This window comes from Gemmiger sp., assembly GCF_057431175.1.
In genome coordinates this window covers 1-16,831 of record NZ_DBMDDV010000028.1, presented here as the reverse complement: position 1 = coordinate 16,831, position 16,831 = coordinate 1, and the positions used below count along the sequence as shown (strand labels likewise).

The following is a 16,831-nucleotide window of genomic DNA, read 5'->3' as shown; positions in this document are numbered from 1 at the left end:
ATTCGTATATTTATGTGAGAAAGGAGCAGACCGCCATGATGAAAAAAATCGCCGCGCTGCTCCTTGTGCCGCTTTTACTGGCGGGGTGCAGCGCGGAGGGGAACGTGGAGACCCTGCTGCGCGCGCCGCAGCTTTCCGGTGAGAGCGCGGCCCTGCAAAAGGCGCTGAACAGCTATCTGGGCGGCAGCGCCACCCTGAAATACCCCGCCAACGGTGACTTCCTCTCGCCTTTCGCCTTCGGCGACTGGGACGGCGACGGCACCGACGAGGCAGCCATCCTCTACACCACCGACACGACCAGCTCCAACGTCTGGCTGGCTGTGCTGGAGCCCAGCGGCGACAGCGGCTGGCGCGTCAGCCACGCCATCGAGGGCCTGACCAGCGAGGTGCAGAGCTTTTCTGCCGCGCACCTGCGCGACACCACCAGCCAGCAGCTGTTGGCCGGGTACATCTCGCCCCAGGGGGATCAATATCTGGTGGTCTACCAATATGACGGTGCTACGCTGTCTACGGTCATAAGCAAGAGCTATACCGACATGATCGTCGCCGACTTCACCGGCAAGGGCGACACGCAGGACCTTGTGCTGGCCCTGCCGCCGGACAGCGAACTGGGAGGCGTGACGCTGCAATTACTGACCGCCAACGATGGCGAGTTCCGCTCGACCCAAACGCTGAACCTAGGCGAGGGCGTGTACAGCAGCTGCGCAGCCCTGCACGCGGGCACCGGCAGCGACGACGGTATGTACCTGGTCATGGACGCCTGGACCGGGGCCAGCGGCCTGGTGTCGGACATTATTTTGTACGACGCCGAGACCGGCTTTTTGCAGCCCTACCGCCCCAGTGGTTTGAGCGACATCCAGCGCAGCACCCTGCGCTACCACAGCGAATTGTTGAGCTGCGACATTGATAACAACGGCACCGTGGACATCCCGGTGGAGATCGACGACGGCGGTACGCTGCAAACGCCGATGGACAAGCGCCTGAGTTTTGCGCTCTGGAAGGATTACACCTCGGCGGCCGGCGGCAACAGCCGGTTTGGCGTGTACGACAGCGAGTACAACTTTTTCATGCAGCTGCCGGAGTCAATGCACGGCAGTGTGCTGATACGCTCGAACCAGAGCGGCACGGGCTGGCTGCTCTGCAACGCCGAGGGCACGACGGTCTACTGCGAAATGCGGGTCGTGGACCCGGCCGACAACGCGGCCACCGGCGTGGGGAACTACCTGCGCATTGCCAACATCGGCAGCCAGCAGCTGCAGGCGCGGGTGGTCACACCCTATTACGGATTGAGTTTGGACACCATCAGCCAGAACACCGTGCTGTTGGGTTCCAATTAAAATAAGGAAGGGAACCTGTTGTATGAAACGAGTTTTACTGGTCGAGGACGAAGCCAGCATCCGCGAAATGGTAGCCCTGAACCTGAAAATGGCGGGCTGGGAAGTGGTGGAAGCCCCCAGCGCCGAGCGTGCGCTGGAGCTGATGCACGGCGGTGAGCGCTGTGATGCGGCGCTGCTGGACATTATGCTGCCGGGCATGGACGGCCTGAGCCTGTGCGAAACCATCCGCCGCGACGACAGCGATATCGGCATCATCATTGTGTCGGCCAAAGGGCAGGAGAGCGACAAGATCCGCGGCCTGTCCATCGGCGCGGACGATTACATAACCAAGCCATTTTCCGTGTCGGAGCTGATTGCCCGCCTGGAGGCGCTGACCCGGCGCATCTACCGCGGCAGCAGCGGCAGTGTGCCCAAACCTGCCGAGGAGCCGGAGCAACTGGTCAGCGGGCCGTTCGTGCTGGACGAAAAGAGCCGCATTCTGTACAAGTCCGGCACGCCCATCGACCTGACCCAAGTGGAGTTCCAGATCATGGAGCTGTTCTTCCGCAACCCGGCTACGGCGTTGGTACGTGAAAAAATCCTGGAGGGCGTCTGGGGCAAGAACTATTTTGGCGACGTAAAAATTGTCGATGTGAACATCCGCCGCCTGCGCATGAAAATCGAGGACGAGCCCAGCAGCCCCCAGCACATCATGACCGTGTGGGGGTACGGGTACCGGTGGAACGCGTAATAAGGGTTTGACGGCTGCTTTCGTAGGGTGGCCAGTCCTCTGGCCGCCGCATATCCTCCTTGCCTTTATCACGACCTGACACTTCAGCCCCCAAAAAATCCCCCCAGAAAGGAGGTTCCCCTCATGCAGTCTAGCAGTATCATCCGCCGCTGGATACGCGGCAGCCTGCTCATCACCGTGCTGGTGCTGGCGATTGCCGAGGGGCTGTTCCTGTATTACAGCTACAATGACCTCTACGGCGGGGTGGAACGTGCGATGGAAAGCCGTTTTTCCACCGTCGTGGGCCGCTTGCAGGCCACCGGCACGGCGGGGAATACTGCGACCACCGCCGAAAGCCGCGGCCAGGCCTTGCGCCGCGTGGTTGAGCAGTTCGACGAGAAGGACAAGTTCGAGTTCATGCTGCTGGACGGCCAGGGCGTCATTCTGGCGACCAGCAGCGGCACCATGAGCCGCGACTTGACCGACGGCACCGACTATGGCCGGGCGCTTACCTCGGCCAACGGCATGGGGTCGGCCATCTTCACAACGCCCAACGGCGAGCGCGTCATGGCCGTGACGATGCTCGTGCCCTACGCGGCGGGCAGCATCGCCGCCATGCGGATGGTGACAAGCCTCTCGCTGGTGGACGCGCGGTGGTGGCGCACCATTGCCATCTGCATTGGCCTGGGCGTGCTGGTGCTGACCTTTACCGTCTGGAGCGGCCTGTTTTTTGTGCGCTCCATCGTGCGCCCCCTGGGTGAGGTGGAAGCCACCGCAACGAAAATTGCCAAGGGTGACATGAAAGTCCGCCTTCCGGATACACGATACAACGATGAAATTGGCCGCCTGTGCAAGACCATCAACCAAATGGCCGAGGACCTGGCCGAGACCGAGCGGCTGAAAAACGAGTTTATCTCGTCGGTCAGCCATGAGCTGCGCACCCCGCTGACTTCCATTAAAGGCTGGGTCGAGACGATTGAAAATATCGACGACCCAACGAATGAAAATTACCGCCGCGGCCTGTCGGTCATCGGCACCGAGACCGACCGTCTCTACACGATGGTGGAGGAGCTGCTCGACTTCTCCCGCCTGCAAAACGGCATCAAAATGAACTGTCAGGTGCTGGATTTTGTGGCCGAGGCCACCGACGCAGCGCTTTTTGTCGAGGCACGTATCCGCCAGGAGGGGATGCAGCTCGTCTATTCCGAGCCGGAGGAACCCTACCCGGTCTGGGCCGATCCCGCACGCCTGCGGCAGGTGTTTGTGAATCTCTTCGATAATGCGATAAAATATTCCGAACCGAGCGGTACGATTTTTCTGGAATTGAGCCGCACCCCGGTCACGGTCACGGCGTCCATCCGCGACCAGGGCCGGGGCATCGCGGCAGATGACCTCGAGAAGGTCAAGCAGAAATTCTTCAAGGCAAAGAACTCGGTGCGCGGCTCGGGCATCGGCCTGGCCGTCGTTGATGAGATCGTCCAGACGTTGGGCGGCCGATTCGATATCGACTCGACCCTGGGTCAGGGCACGACCGTCACCGTCACCCTGCCCATCTACCACCCCGGGCAAGAACATCTGCATGAAAAGATTTAAGGCCTCCCCCGAGGGGGAAGCTGTCCGCGAAGCGGACTGATGAGGGGCGACCTTGCCGCAGCACCCTTTACCGGGCAATGACGGCACACCCGCCCCTCATCCGGCCCTGCGGGGCCACCTTCAGCCTCCGCGCTAAGAGCCACCTTCGGCGGTTGCGCTCCGACACGCGCCTGCGGGCGCAGTCCCAAGGGAGAAGGCAAAGAAACAAAGGAGAGCACTTATGTCCAAAGAATTTCGCACCTCCGTCGGCGGGCAAGCCCTGATGGAGGGCATCATGATGCGCGGACCGGAGAAAATCTGCTGCGCGGTGCGCAAGCCGGACGGCAGCATTGATCTGACCTACGACACCGTCACGACCCGCTGGTACAATAAAGTCCCGCTGGTGCGCGGCGTCTGCAACATGGCCGAAAACCTCTATAAGGGTTACAAATACCTGATGCACGCTGCCGACGTCGCCATGGAGGGGGAGACCGAACCCGCCGAGTCCAAGCTGGACAAATGGTTCGAGGAACACGCCACCCCCGCCGTGCAGAATGCCATGATGACCTGCGCGGCTTTCGTCGGCGTGGCGCTGGCGCTGTTCCTGTTCACCTTCCTGCCCACGTTTTTGACTGGCCTTGTCATGCGGGCCGCGCCGCTGGGCCGCTGGCCGCGCGTCATCCTGGAAGGCGTACTGAAAATGGTCATCTTCCTTGGGTATATGTTCCTCTGCACCCGCTTCAAGGAACTGCACCGCGTCTTTGAGTACCACGGTGCCGAGCATAAGACCATCGCCTGTTACGAGGCCGGGCTGCCCCTGACAGTGGAAAACATCCGCAAACAGAGCCGCTTCCACCCCCGCTGCGGCACCAGCTTTATGATTCTCGTCATCATTATCAGCATCTTTTTGTATGCGGTGCTGCCCTGGACCAGCACGGCCCTGCGCGTGGTGTACAAGCTGTGTATGTTCCCACTTTTAGTCGGTATTTCGTATGAAATTCTGAAATGGGCGGGCCGCTCGGACAGCCTGCTGTCCAAGATCGTCTCACAGCCCGGGCTGTGGATGCAGCGACTGACGACCTTTGAACCTGACGACTCAATGATCGAGGTTGCCATTGCCGCCGTCACGCCCGTCCTGCCCGAGAATCAGGAGGAAGCCCGCTGGTGAACGCTGAATTTCAGGCCCTTTGCGCTTGGCTGTCCGCCGCCGGTGTGCCCGACGCCCGGTTTGACGCGGCGGAACTTTACCGCTTTGTGACCCGCCGTGACCCGCGCCTGGACGACGGCCCTACCGAAGCCGAGGCCGCCCGCTTGGCCGCGCTGGCCGAACGCCGCGCTGCGCGAGAGCCGCTGCAATATATTTTAGGCGAGTGGGATTTTATGGACTTTTCGCTCAAAGTCGGCCCCGGCGTGCTCTGCCCCCGGGCTGACAGCGAGGTCGTCTGCGAGACGGCCATCGAGCTGCTGCAAGGCGTGCCGTCGCCGCGGGTCTACGACCTCTGCGCGGGCACGGGCTGCCTGGGGCTGGGCATTGCCCGCCATGTCCCCGGCGCGGACGTGACCTGCGTGGAAAAAAGCCCCGACGCCTGGCCCTATTTGACCGCCAACACGGCGGACAGCGGCGTGCGTACTATGCAGGCCGACGTCTTTACCTATTATAAGTTGCTGTCCGAAGAGTACGCTGATCTCATCATCTCTAACCCACCCTACCTGACCGGGCCGGAAATGGGGGCGTTGATGCCCGAGACGGCCCACGAACCCGCCATGGCGCTGGATGGCGGCGCGGACGGCCTAGATTTTTACCGCCTGCTGACGACCCGCTACAAGGCCGCACTGCGCCCGGGCGGCTGGCTGGTCATGGAGATTGGCTATGCCCAGGCCGCCGATGTGCTGGCCCTGGGCGAGACCCACGGCTGGGCCAACGGCAGCTGCCGCAAGGACTACGGCGGCAACGACCGGGTTGTTTTGCTGCAAAAAAATTGAAAAAACCGCCTGAAAATCCGGTCTATGGGACACAAAACGCACAACAAAATGTTGTAATCTGTTCGTAAATCGTATATAATAGAGGCAAACGCAAATCATAACCTTACTTTGCATATAAAAGGAGAAACGCAACATGGCAGCTAAAAAAGATACCACCCCCAAGACGGCAGGCCCTGCCGCCGATAAAAAGGCCGCGCTGGAAACCGCGCTGGCGCAGATCGAAAAGCAGTTCGGTAAGGGTGCCGTCATGAAGCTGGGCGCCAACGTCACGATGCAGGTCGACGCCATCCCCACCGGCAGCCTGGGCCTCGACCTGGCGCTGGGCATCGGCGGCGTGCCCCGCGGCCGTATCGTTGAGGTCTACGGCCCCGAATCTTCCGGTAAAACCACGCTGGCACTGCAAATTCTGGCCGAGGCCCAGAAGATGGGCGGCGAGGTCGCTTTCATCGATGTTGAGCACGCCCTCGACCCCACCTACGCCGCCGCCCTGGGTGTCGATATCGACAGCCTGCTGGTCAGCCAGCCGGACACCGGTGAACAGGCCATGGAAATTTGCGAGGCCCTTGTGCGCTCCGGCGCGATTGACGCAGTCGTTGTCGACTCTGTTGCCGCCATGGTGCCCCGCGCCGAAATTGAGGGCGAGATGGGCGACAGCCATGTCGGCCTGCAGGCCCGCCTGATGAGCCAGGCCCTGCGCAAGCTGACCGGCGTTATCGGAAAGACGAACACCGTCTGCATCTTCATCAACCAGCTGCGCGAAAAAGTCGGCATCGTCTATGGCAACCCCGAAGTCACCACCGGCGGCCGTGCACTGAAATACTATTCCAGCGTGCGTATCGACGTGCGCCGTATCGAGGGTCTGAAGGACTCCACCGGCGCATTCATCGGCAACCGCACCCGCGCTAAAATCGTCAAAAATAAGGTCGCACCCCCGTTCCGTGAGGCCGAGTTTGACATCATGTTCGGCGAAGGTATCTCCAAGATCGGCGAAATCCTTGACCTCGGCGTCAAGCTGGGTGTCGTGCAGAAGAGCGGCGCGTGGTTCAATTACGGAGAAATGCGCCTGGGCCAGGGCCGCGACAACGCAAAGCAGTTCCTGAAAGATCACCCCGAAGTCTCCGACGAGATCGAAAAGATCGTCCGCGCCAACGCCGACCGTCTGCTGGCCGCCGGCAAGAAGGGCACCGTCAAGCCGCTGGACCCCAGCGAGATCGTCAAGCCGGTCGCCGCCGGTGAAGCCCCCGCCGCCCCTGCTGCCAAAACCACCGGCAGCGAGGTAGACCTCGATATTATGGTCGATGAATAACCCATGCCGCGATTGACGCAAATCAAAGAGACAAAGAAAGGCAGACTTGCGCTGTTTTTTGACGGTGAATTTGCATTCTCGCTGGATGAAAACACCTTTGCCGATGCCGGGCTGCATCAGGATGATGACCTGGAAGAGTGGAAAATTGAGGAACTGCGCAAGAAAAGCGAGACCCGCCGCGCACTGGACAAGGCCATGGATTACCTGGCCCTGCGCGACCATGCGGCGGGGGAGCTATACCAAAAGCTCTGCCGTAAGTTCGACGCCCACAGCGCCGCCTACGCCGTGGCGCGGGCGGGGGAGCTGGGCTTGTTGAACGATGCCGGGTTTGCCCGCCGCCGTGCAGCGGAGCTGCTGCGCAAGCGAAAATCCCGCCGTGAAATTTTAAACGATTTGTCGGCAAAAGGTATCGACCGCGACACCGCCGCCGAGGTGGTGGAGGAGCTGTTTGCCGAGGGCGAAGACGGCGAAAACCCGGAACTCGCCACTGCCCGGGCATTGGTGGAGCGGCAGTACGCCGCCAAGCTGGCTGCGGGCAAGCGCGACCAGGTCGCCGCCGCTCTGGCCAGGCGCGGGTTCAGCCACGCGGTCATACGTGAGGTCTTATCCGACGACGAGTAAACCGCACCGCACTGTAGGGGCCGGGCATGCCCGGCCCTCGGCCTGTCGATTGCATCCCCTTACCGGTTCGCAATGTAGGGAGGGGTCTTGACCCCTCCGCGGCGGCCAGAGGGCTGGCCGCCCTACAATTTCCGGCAAGCATCTGCCGCCCCGCAGGCCGTCGCTGCCGCCGCACCCTGCAACCAATGCGATATTCAAAAATTAAACCAATTATAAAGGACTACCCAATGAAAATTGCCATTATCTCTCTCGGCTGCCCGAAAAACCAGGTGGACGCCGACGTTTTCTGCCATGCCCTCATCAAGGACGGCCACACCACCGTGGGCGACCCGGCCGAGGCGGACATCATCATCATCAACACTTGCGGATTTATCGAGTCCGCCAAGACCGAGGCCATCGAGAATATCCTGATGGCCTGCCAGTACAAGCAGCAGAACCCGGCCCTCAAGGTCATCGTCACCGGCTGCCTGGCCGAGCGCTACAAGCAACAGATCATCCAGGAGATCCCTGAGGTGGACGCGGTCGTCGGCATCGGCTCTAACGCCGCGCTGCCCGCCATTGTGCGCCGCCTGTGTGCCGACGGCGCAGGCCAGACTGAGAGCTATGGCCCCAAGAGCGATATGCCGCTGGGCGGTGCCCGCGTCATCTCAACCCCGCGCCACTATGCGTACTTAAAAATTGCCGAGGGCTGCAACAACGGCTGCTACTACTGCGCCATCCCGCTGATCCGCGGTGCGCTGCGCAGCCGCGAGATCAACGACTGTGTGGCCGAGGCCCGCTGGCTGGCTGGCGAGGGCGTGCGGGAGCTGATTCTGGTTGCCCAGGACCCCACTGCTTATGGTGAGGACTGGGGCAAACCCGGTGCCATCTGTGAGTTGCTGGACCGCTTGCAGGAAATCGACGGTATCCGCTGGATTCGCGTGCTGTACGCCTATCCTGAACGTATCAGCGATGAATTTATTGCGGCCCTCGTCCGCAACACCAAGGTCGTGCCCTATCTTGACCTGCCCATCCAGCACTGCGACGACGCCGTGCTGAAAGCGATGAACCGCCGTGGCGGCCGCAAGGAGATCGAGGATGCCATCGCCCGGCTGCGGGCTGCCATCCCCGGTATCACGCTGCGCACCACGCTGATCGCGGGCTTCCCCGGCGAGACCGAGGAGCAGTACGCCGAGCTGTGCGACTTCGTCAAGACCGTCAAATTTGACCGCCTGGGCTGCTTTGCCTACTCGGCCGAGGAAAACACCGTGGCCGCGAAGATGCCCAACCAGCTCGACGAGGAAACCAAGCAGCGCCGCGCCGACCACATCATGGAATTGCAGGCCGAAGTCAGCGCCGAGCGCGAGGGCGAGAAGGTCGGCAACACCTACGAGTGCATCTGCGACGGCATCGACGAGGAGACCGGGATGTACCTGCTGCGCACCAAGGCTGACTGCCCTGAAATTGACGGCAATGTGCTGACTCCTGCCGACACCCCGCTGGAGACCGGCGCGTTCTACAACGTGACCATCACCGATTCCGACACCTACGACCTGTACGGTTATGTGGAAGAAAAGCTGGAGGATTGATGTATGAATCTGCCTAATAAATTGACGATGATGCGTGTGGTTCTGGTGCCTGTGTTCATGATATTTGCGGCACTGTCCCACTATGGCACGGCGGATTTCAACGCCGCATTCATGCTGACAGCGGGCATTATCTTTGCCGTGGCCAGCTTCACGGATTTTCTGGACGGCTACCTGGCCCGCAAGAATAACCTTGTCACCGATTTCGGCAAGTTTATGGACCCCCTGGCCGACAAGTGCCTGACCACTGCCGCTTTCATTTATATGGTTACGGATGGCGTCTGTTCGCCCATCGTGCTGGCGGTCATCCTGTTCCGTGAGTTTGCGGTTGCCGGCGTGCGTATGCTGGCCGCCGAGACCGGCACGGTCATTGCCGCCAATATGTGGGGCAAGGTCAAGACCGTTCTGCAGATGCTGACCATCATCTTCTACTACTTCGGTGGTGCGCTGGCCGGGCCGACGGATGTGGGTGTTGTCAGCTTTGTGACCATCGTGCTCTGCTGGCTGTGCGGCGCGGCCACCGTGCTTTCGGGCGGCATTTACCTGTGGCAGAACCGTAAGCTGTTCATGCAGGCAAAATAATGGCAAAACTCCGAACGAAACTTTATACGTTGTATCGCAGGATGACCCGCCTGGAGCGGGCCGTCCTGGTTTTGTTGTGTGTGTTTGCAGTCAAGTTTGTGTGCAGCACCGCGGCGCATTTTGTCCTGGGGCTGCAAGCCGTGGATATGCTGGGCAGCGGCCGCAATCCGGTGGATATCTGGCTGTTGCTGCTCTCCTGCACGGCGGTGCTGGGCGTGTTCTGCCTCTACCGCCGTGCGGCGAGGGCCGTCGGCGCAAAGCTGACAAAGGCAGATGCCGTCATTCTCGGTATCTGCATTGCGGCCAGCGCGGCGTTCTACCTGCACGCCATGGTGGGCCGTCAAAGCCTCTACCTGTGGGACAACGCCACCTACTACAATTTGCAGGTGCGGCTGGAATCCAACTTCGCCGACGGCGTGTTCACCGGCGTGGGTTCCACCATCTATAAGACCTGGTTCAACGACTACGCGCCGCTGGTCATCAACCTGCTGGCCGAGCCGTTTTTCATGTTCACGCCCCGCACGGCCAACACCTTCGCGCTGCTCTGTGCGCTGCTGATCCCGACGCTGGTCTATTACAGTGCGTGGATTTTCCTGACGGTGTTTCGTCAAAAAGTGCAGTCGAAAGCGCCGCGGCTCTTCACAGCGCTGTCCATGGCGTTTGTGCTGCTGCTGCCGCTTTTGCACATTGCGCTCTACCGTGGTATGCCGGATCTGCTGGGTGTGGCGTTCGCCTTCATGCTGTTTGCGCTGGGCGTCGGGTATGATTTCAGCGGCCCAGCCCCCGCACGGCTCGTCAGCCTGGCGGCCTTCACCGGGCTGCTGATGCTGACCCGCCGCAGCTATATGTTTACCGTTGTGGCGTTCTATTTGCTCTACGGTGTCTGGGCGCTGGCCCGGGCCGCCCGCGCCAAACAGGGCAGTGCGGCCCTGCGTTTTGTGAAATTTGCTGCGGCGTCGCTGGTCTGCGTCGGCGTGCCGCTGCTGCCCATGTTCTGGCGCATCGTCCGCGCAGATTACAGCGACCGTTACGCCACCTACCAGACCGGTGGCTTTTTGGCCGAGCTGAACAACCAGCGCGTCTATCTGGGCTGGCTCGTGTTCGCAATCATGCTTGTTGGCATACTATACGGATTGTATAAATCCAAGGCCCGCAGCCTGTCGATGCTCTCCGCTGTCGGCGCGGTGCTGACCGTGCTGCTTGTGACCCGGGTGCAGAATATGGACGACCACCAATCCCTGGCCGTCGCACCGTTCTACCTGCTGGGCTGCTTCCTCTGTGCGCTGCTCATCGCCAACCTGCCCTGGGCGTGGCCCCGCCGCGCCGTAGCTGCGGTGCTGGGCGTGCTGTGTGCCCTCAACTTCGGCGCGTGCAGCCAGCTTTTGCCGGTCATTCTGCCAAACGCTGTCAACAGCGGACTGTATTTCTATGTGGACAGTCCTCGCGCCGACCTGGCCCAGGTGGCTGAGGTCAACGCCTGGCTGCGGGAAAACTGCACCGGCGAGAACTCCGCCTACATGATTTGTCACGGCGTTGTGTACAGCCCCGATGTGTTCCGCGTGTCGGCGCTGCCGGATGAGACGATCCGCGAAATCTTGCCCTACGGTGTCTGTAACCCCGGCAACGACGCCTTTCCGAAGGAACTGTTCACGGCGCAGGTCGTGCTGACCTGCACGCCGTTTGACCCCAACAACCACACCGAGAAGATGGACGCCGCTTTCCTGGAAAACCAGGAAAAGTACGCGCCGTTTGAGATTGCAGCGGAGTTTGACATGGGCAACGGCTACACCATCACGGCCTACCGCCGCATCAAGGCCCCGACTGTGGCCGAGCTGGACACCTACCGCAGCTATCTGGCCGAGGAGGACGCGCGGTTCCCTTACAATTTCAGCGCCGTGTGGGACGAGCTGGCCGCCCAATTCGCAAATAACGGCTGAATCCCCCTTGCAACCGCGCCGCGTGTTGGCTATAATAAAGGTATCCCTATATAGAGGAAGGAACGTGCAAGCTATGCAGATCTTCAACACCATGACCCGCCAGAAAGAGGAGTTCACCCCCCAGAAGGAGGGCGAATACCGCATCTATGTCTGCGGCCCGACGGTTTATAATTATATCCACATCGGCAACGCGCGCCCGATGATCGTGTTCGACACCCTGCGCCGCTACCTGGAATACTGCGGCAACAAGGTCTACTACGTCTCCAACATCACCGACATTGATGACAAACTCATCAAGAAAGGCCAGGAGGAGGGGACCTCGATGCAGGAGGTTGCCCGCAAGTTTGAGGCCGAGTACATCAAGGACTCTGACGGTCTGAACGTCAAGACCCCCACCGTGCGCCCCCGCGCGACCGAGCATATCGGCGAGATCATCGGTATCGTCAAGGATCTGGTCGAGAGCGGCCACGCCTATGTGGCCCGCAACGGCGACGTCTATTTCCGCGTCAAGTCTGACCCCGGCTACGGCAAGCTGAGCCATCTGAACCTCGACGACCTCGAGAGCGGCAACCGTGAGCTGCGCAGCCGCATGGACGACGATCTGAAAGAGGATCCCGCCGATTTCGCGGTCTGGAAGGCTGCCAAGCCCGGCGAGCCCTACTGGGAAAGCCCCTGGGGGCACGGCCGTCCCGGCTGGCACATCGAGTGCAGCGCCATGGCCCGCAAGCACCTGGGCAAGACCATCGACCTCCACGCCGGCGGCCAAGATCTGATCTTCCCCCATCATGAGAACGAGATCGCCCAGAGCGAGTGCGCCAACGGCTGCACCTTCAGCCGCTACTGGATGCACAACGGTTTCCTGAACATCAACAACGAGAAGATGTCCAAGAGCGCGAACAACTTCTTCACGGTGCGCGAGATCGCCGACAAGTACGGCTATGAGCCGATCCGTTACTTTATGCTGACGGCGGGCTATCGCATGCCGCTGAACTACACGGTCGAGCTGATCGAGAGCTGCAAGAACAGCCTTGAGCGTATGTACACCTGCCGTGACAACCTGGACTTCGCCATTGAGCACGCCCACGGCACCGACACTGCGCTGGTGGAGAAGTGCGCAGAAGCGCGCAAAAAGTTCAAGGCTGCCATGGACGACGACCTGAACACCCCCGATGCCCTGGCCGCTATTTTCGACCTGGTCAAGGACATCAACACGCTGTCCGATGTCTCCGACAAGGCAACGCTGGAAGAAGCCGCCAAGGCGATGGACGAGCTGACCGGCGTGCTGGGCCTGCTGTACAACCGCAAAAAGACCGACAGCATCCCCGCCGAGGTCACGGCGCTGGTCGAGGAGCGCGCCGCCGCCAAGAAGGCCAAGGATTGGGGCCGTGCGGACGCCATCCGTGCCCAGCTGACCGAGATGGGCTGGAGTGTCACCGACACTGCCCAGGGCCCGAAAATCGCAAAACTGTAAGCAAAAACAGATGCAGGGGCGGCCTGCGCATCTGCGCCGCAGGGCGCGGATGCGCGGGCTGGCCCCTGCTTTTGTACCAGGGATTTGTGATGATATGACGAAACAACGCGAAAAACAAAACAAAACCCTCTGGCTGCTGCTGGGCTGCGGGCTGGCGCTGCGGCTGGTGCTGGCCCTTGTGACAGAGGGCTACCCCTACGACATGAGCTGCTTTGTGGCCTGGGGTGACAAGCTGGCCGCCGAGGGCCCCGCCGCCTTTTACAGCGAGGGCTACTTTGCCGACTACCCGCCCGGCTACCTGTGGGTGCTGGGGCTGGTGGGGGCCATCCGCGCCGCGCTGCACATTGCCTACGAGTCCAAATGGACCTACTTTCTGCTGGCGCTTGTGCCGTCGCTCTGCGACTGCGCGGGGGCGGCGCTGGTTTATACCACAGCCCGGCGCGGCAGGGTAGGGGAGCACATGGCGCTGGTGCTGGCGGCGTTCACAGCGTTTAACCCGCTGCTATTGTTTGACACCGGCGTCTGGAAGCAGATCGACGGCGCATTCGCACTGCCGCTGCTGCTCTGCTTTTTGCTGCTGGAACAGCGCCGCTACCTGCCCGCCGCCGTCTGGTTCGGCGTGGCGCTGGCTATCAAGCCGCAGGCGCTATTGTTCGGGCCGGTGCTGGCGGCCTGCTACCTGGCGGCTATCGCGCTGGAAGAAGATAAGCCCCGCGCCTTTGGCCGCTGCTTCGGCGGTGCGGCGCTGGCACTGCTGCCCCCGCTGGCGGCGGGGCTGCCGTTTTTCGGCATCGCACAGTTGCTTCCTAAGCTGGTAGAAAAGTACACAGGTACGATGTCCGGCTACCCTTACGCCACCATCAACGCCTTCAACTGGATGGCGGCGCTGGGCGGCAACTGGAAGGGCCTGGAAGAGACGGTACTGCTGGGCATCACCTGGCAGCAGCTGGGGTGGTTCAATATCCTGCTGGTCACGGCGGGCCTGGCCTACTTTGCGGTGCGCAGCGCCCGGGGCGGCAGCTTCTCGCCGCTGCTGCTGGCGGCGTATTACGGCATCGGTGTGTTCACGCTGGCCCACTGTATGCATGAGCGCTACATGGTGCCCGGCGTGCTGCTGACCCTGCTGGCCGCTGCGCATTGGGACGATATCCGCCTTTACGCGGCCGGGGTGGGCCTGTCGCTGACCGGGTTCATCAACTTGGCCACGGTCTACTCGCTGACCGGCTCCGACGACGAATGGCTGACCAGCGCCACCAGTTCCACGGTGGCGATCTTGACCGGCCTGGTCGAGACGGTCTGCTTTGTGCTGCTGCTGTTTGCCATGTGGGATATCACCCGCCACGGCCACACGCTGCCCCTGCCGGAGCGTGAACCCGAGCAATCCCCGCCGCAGCCTGCCGCACAGCCGAAATGGACCCGCCGCGAGGTGGGTGCACTGCTGGCATTGACGGCGGCCACGGCGGTGCTGAGCTTTGCCTGCCTGGGCAGCCGCACCGCGCCGCAGAACCCGCTGGACGCCACCGATACCGTACTGACCGAGACGGTGACGCCGCAGGGCGACGCGATCTCGCTGTGGGTGTACCCGGGCATTTCCTTCGGCGGCAGTATGACCGTGACCGACGCTGCGGGCAATGTGGTCTTTGAAAAAGAACTGAACTACGGCACCTGCTTCAGCTGGACGGCCAACGATGTGGCCGCCGCGTCAGGGCAGCCCCTGACCGTGACCGTGCAGAACGCCCAGCTGTTTGAGCTGGCCTTCCGCGACGCGGCGGGGCAGCTGGTGCCGGCAGCGGGCGGCGGTGCGCTGCTTGATGAGCAGGCCGCTGTGCCGGACACTATCAGCCAGCTGAACAGTATGTATTTTGACGAGATTTACCATGGCCGTACCGGTTATGAGCAGCTGCACAAGATGCCTGTCTACGAGACGACCCACCCACCGCTGGGCAAGGATCTGATCATGGTGGGCATCGCGATGTTCGGCATGACCGGCTTTGGATGGCGGTTCTCCGGTACGCTGTTCGGCGTGCTGCTGGTGCCGCTGGCCTGGTGCTTTGTGCGCCGCCTGACCCGCAAGCCATGGGTGGCGGCGGTCTCCGGCGTGCTGCTGGCGCTGGATTTCATGCGTTTTTCCCAAAGCCGCCTGGCAACGATTGACGTCTACGGCACGTTTTTCATCCTGCTGGGGGCGTACTTCATGCTGTGGTACTGCCAGCAGGTGCTGACGGCAGGCGTGGACAGCGCCCTTCTGCCGATGGCGCTGGGCGGGCTGGCCTTCGGCCTGGGCTGCGCAGCCAAGTGGACCGGCATCTACGCCGGGGCCGGGCTGGCGGTGCTCTACCTGGGCGTTCTGTACGCCCGCTGGCGGCAGAAGCAGCCCGGCTTCTGGGCAGAGTTCCGCACGGCGGCGGTGGGCGGCGTACTGTTCTATGTGCTGCTGCCGCTCTGCATCTACATTGCGTCCTACCTGCCGTACTGGTGGCGCAACCCTTCGTTCAGTCTGGGCGATTGGTGGCAGTGCCAGGTCTCGATGTATAGTTACCATTCCACTTTGCAGGCGACCCACCCGTTTGAGAGCCGCTGGTACACCTGGCTGCTGGGCCTGCGCCCGGTGTGGTACTACCGCAACGGCTATCTGCCCTACGGCACCAAGGCCAGCATTGTGGGCATGGCAGGGCCGGTCATCTGGCTGGCCGGGCTGGCGGCGCTGGTGGGCCTGCTGTGGCGGCAGGTCAGCGGGCGCGGCAGCCGCCAGGGCGCGGGCGTGCTGATTTTGTACGGCACGCAGCTGATCCCCTGGATGCTGGTGTCGCGGTGTACGTTCTTGTACCATTATTTCCCCAGTTCCATGTTCTGCCTGGCGGCGCTGGCCTTGGTGCTGGCCCGCATGAAGCGCCGCGACTGGGCCAGGCGCATTGCGGGCGGCCTGTGCGTGGCGGCGGCCGTTCTGTTTGTGCTCTACTACCCGGCCCTATCCGGCCTGCCCATCCCCGCCTGGTGGGCGGATGCCCTGGAAGTGCTGCCGAGCTTTGGGTTCTATTAAAAAGGCTCCCTTGTCAAAGGGAGCTGTCGCCGATAAGGCGACTGAGGGATTCCAGGCCATCAGCCTTGCGAGAAACCGAAAGGAATCATTACTTATGACCGGCAAGCACAACAAAGAGCTGACTCCCATTGCCAGAAGGCTTCGCAAAGATATGACGAAGGAAGAACGTCACCTTTGGTACGACTTTCTCCGGGGGTATCCCATCCGCTTTCTGCGGCAGAAAGTTGTCGGCAAGTATGTTGTTGATTTCTACTGTGCGGCGGCAAATCTGGTGGTGGAACTGGACGGTTCGCAGCATTTTGAGGATGCCGGACGTGTATGCGATGCGGCCCGCACGAAGTTTTTGCAAAAGTACGGTCTGCGGGTGCTACGGTTTGCAAACAATGATGTGATGAAAAATTTTGAAGGCGTATGCACTGCGATTGACAAAGCGGTGCAGGAGGGGATGGAGCTGCTTCCGTAAGGCAGCAGGAATCCCTCCGGCCTCGTGAAGCTCGGCCACCTCCCTTTGACAAGGGAGGCTTTAGAAAAACGCCGCAGTAACGGAAGTGATTTCCCGTTGCTGCGGCGTTATTGTATTAAGGCAACACCGCACAATTCCCGCCTGACGGCTTAAGCACCGCTCCGGCGGCTGCGGCACGGCATCTGCGTTGCCAAAATGCTCGATAATGTCGGGTTGCGGTACCCGCATCGTGCTTCGGGGGCAAA

General features: G+C 61.6%; 14 protein-coding genes. 13 read left to right on the top strand and 1 reads right to left on the bottom strand.

All coding sequences use genetic code 11. The features are described from left to right. Positions 1-35 precede the first annotated feature (35 nt). From ACZO0A_RS10065 to ACZO0A_RS10005, 13 genes are all read left to right on the top strand, one after another. Positions 36-1,337, top strand: coding sequence for a hypothetical protein (locus tag ACZO0A_RS10065; protein WP_215691035.1), 1,302 nt, complete (start codon positions 36-38; stop codon positions 1,335-1,337). A gap of 22 nt (positions 1,338-1,359) precedes the next feature. Next, on the top strand, positions 1,360-2,067 hold the full coding sequence (locus ACZO0A_RS10060) for a response regulator transcription factor (protein ID WP_215691037.1): 708 nt from the start codon (positions 1,360-1,362) through the stop codon (positions 2,065-2,067). Positions 2,068-2,190: 123 nt separating this feature from the next. Beyond that, positions 2,191-3,639 carry a sensor histidine kinase gene (locus ACZO0A_RS10055; protein ID WP_291230787.1) on the top strand — a complete coding sequence of 483 codons (1,449 nt, stop codon included), beginning with the start codon at positions 2,191-2,193 and terminating at the stop codon, positions 3,637-3,639. A 220-nt stretch (positions 3,640-3,859) separates the two neighbouring features. After that, positions 3,860-4,786, top strand: coding sequence for a DUF1385 domain-containing protein (locus tag ACZO0A_RS10050; protein ID WP_291208994.1), 927 nt, complete (start codon positions 3,860-3,862; stop codon positions 4,784-4,786). After that, positions 4,783-5,601, top strand: a complete 819-nt coding sequence (prmC, locus tag ACZO0A_RS10045; RefSeq protein ID WP_291208997.1) for a peptide chain release factor N(5)-glutamine methyltransferase — start codon at positions 4,783-4,785, stop codon at positions 5,599-5,601. Before ACZO0A_RS10050 ends, prmC begins: the two co-directional genes overlap by 4 nt. A gap of 133 nt (positions 5,602-5,734) precedes the next feature. Further along, a complete protein-coding gene (gene recA, locus ACZO0A_RS10040; protein WP_215691053.1) occupies positions 5,735-6,907 on the top strand; it encodes a recombinase RecA in 1,173 nt (390 codons plus the stop codon). A 3-nt stretch (positions 6,908-6,910) separates the two neighbouring features. Further along, a complete protein-coding gene (locus ACZO0A_RS10035) occupies positions 6,911-7,528 on the top strand; it encodes a regulatory protein RecX (RefSeq protein WP_302375977.1) in 618 nt (205 codons plus the stop codon). 227 nt (positions 7,529-7,755) lie between these two features. After that, positions 7,756-9,096, top strand: a complete 1,341-nt coding sequence (rimO, locus tag ACZO0A_RS10030) for a 30S ribosomal protein S12 methylthiotransferase RimO (protein ID WP_215691070.1) — start codon at positions 7,756-7,758, stop codon at positions 9,094-9,096. 3 nt (positions 9,097-9,099) lie between these two features. Continuing rightward, positions 9,100-9,675: a CDP-diacylglycerol--glycerol-3-phosphate 3-phosphatidyltransferase gene (gene pgsA / locus ACZO0A_RS10025; RefSeq protein ID WP_294780509.1), complete on the top strand. Its 576-nt coding sequence runs from the start codon at positions 9,100-9,102 to the stop codon at positions 9,673-9,675. Beyond that, on the top strand, positions 9,675-11,612 hold the full coding sequence (locus ACZO0A_RS10020; RefSeq protein ID WP_302375975.1) for a hypothetical protein: 1,938 nt from the start codon (positions 9,675-9,677) through the stop codon (positions 11,610-11,612). The genes pgsA and ACZO0A_RS10020 overlap by 1 nt, the downstream gene beginning before the upstream one ends. Positions 11,613-11,685: 73 nt before the next feature. Beyond that, positions 11,686-13,083, top strand: coding sequence for a cysteine--tRNA ligase (gene cysS / locus ACZO0A_RS10015; protein ID WP_302375974.1), 1,398 nt, complete (start codon positions 11,686-11,688; stop codon positions 13,081-13,083). Positions 13,084-13,177: 94 nt separating this feature from the next. Further along, positions 13,178-16,123 (top strand): phospholipid carrier-dependent glycosyltransferase, encoded by a 2,946-nt coding sequence (locus ACZO0A_RS10010; RefSeq protein WP_302412353.1) that lies wholly within the window; start codon positions 13,178-13,180, stop codon positions 16,121-16,123. Beyond that, on the top strand, positions 16,110-16,586 hold the full coding sequence (locus tag ACZO0A_RS10005; RefSeq protein ID WP_302412352.1) for an endonuclease domain-containing protein: 477 nt from the start codon (positions 16,110-16,112) through the stop codon (positions 16,584-16,586). The genes ACZO0A_RS10010 and ACZO0A_RS10005 overlap by 14 nt, the downstream gene beginning before the upstream one ends. A 60-nt stretch (positions 16,587-16,646) precedes the next feature. Here the strand turns inward: ACZO0A_RS10005 and ACZO0A_RS10000 are convergent. Then, positions 16,647-16,831 (bottom strand): hypothetical protein (locus tag ACZO0A_RS10000; protein WP_486846283.1); only part of this gene is annotated, 185 nt, incomplete at its 5' end.

What these genes read in the sequence shown, in the direction of transcription:
- ACZO0A_RS10065 (WP_215691035.1), top strand. Translation starts at nt 36, where the DNA reads ATGATGAAAAAAATCGCCGCGCTGCTCCTTGTGCCGCTTTTACTGGCG.
- ACZO0A_RS10060 (WP_215691037.1), top strand. Translation starts at nt 1,360, where the DNA reads ATGAAACGAGTTTTACTGGTCGAGGACGAAGCCAGCATCCGCGAAATG.
- ACZO0A_RS10055 (WP_291230787.1), top strand. Translation starts at nt 2,191, where the DNA reads ATGCAGTCTAGCAGTATCATCCGCCGCTGGATACGCGGCAGCCTGCTC.
- ACZO0A_RS10050 (WP_291208994.1), top strand. Translation starts at nt 3,860, where the DNA reads ATGTCCAAAGAATTTCGCACCTCCGTCGGCGGGCAAGCCCTGATGGAG.
- recA (WP_215691053.1), top strand. Translation starts at nt 5,735, where the DNA reads ATGGCAGCTAAAAAAGATACCACCCCCAAGACGGCAGGCCCTGCCGCC.
- ACZO0A_RS10035 (WP_302375977.1), top strand. Translation starts at nt 6,911, where the DNA reads ATGCCGCGATTGACGCAAATCAAAGAGACAAAGAAAGGCAGACTTGCG.
- rimO (WP_215691070.1), top strand. Translation starts at nt 7,756, where the DNA reads ATGAAAATTGCCATTATCTCTCTCGGCTGCCCGAAAAACCAGGTGGAC.
- pgsA (WP_294780509.1), top strand. Translation starts at nt 9,100, where the DNA reads ATGAATCTGCCTAATAAATTGACGATGATGCGTGTGGTTCTGGTGCCT.
- ACZO0A_RS10020 (WP_302375975.1), top strand. Translation starts at nt 9,675, where the DNA reads ATGGCAAAACTCCGAACGAAACTTTATACGTTGTATCGCAGGATGACC.
- cysS (WP_302375974.1), top strand. Translation starts at nt 11,686, where the DNA reads ATGCAGATCTTCAACACCATGACCCGCCAGAAAGAGGAGTTCACCCCC.
- ACZO0A_RS10010 (WP_302412353.1), top strand. Translation starts at nt 13,178, where the DNA reads ATGACGAAACAACGCGAAAAACAAAACAAAACCCTCTGGCTGCTGCTG.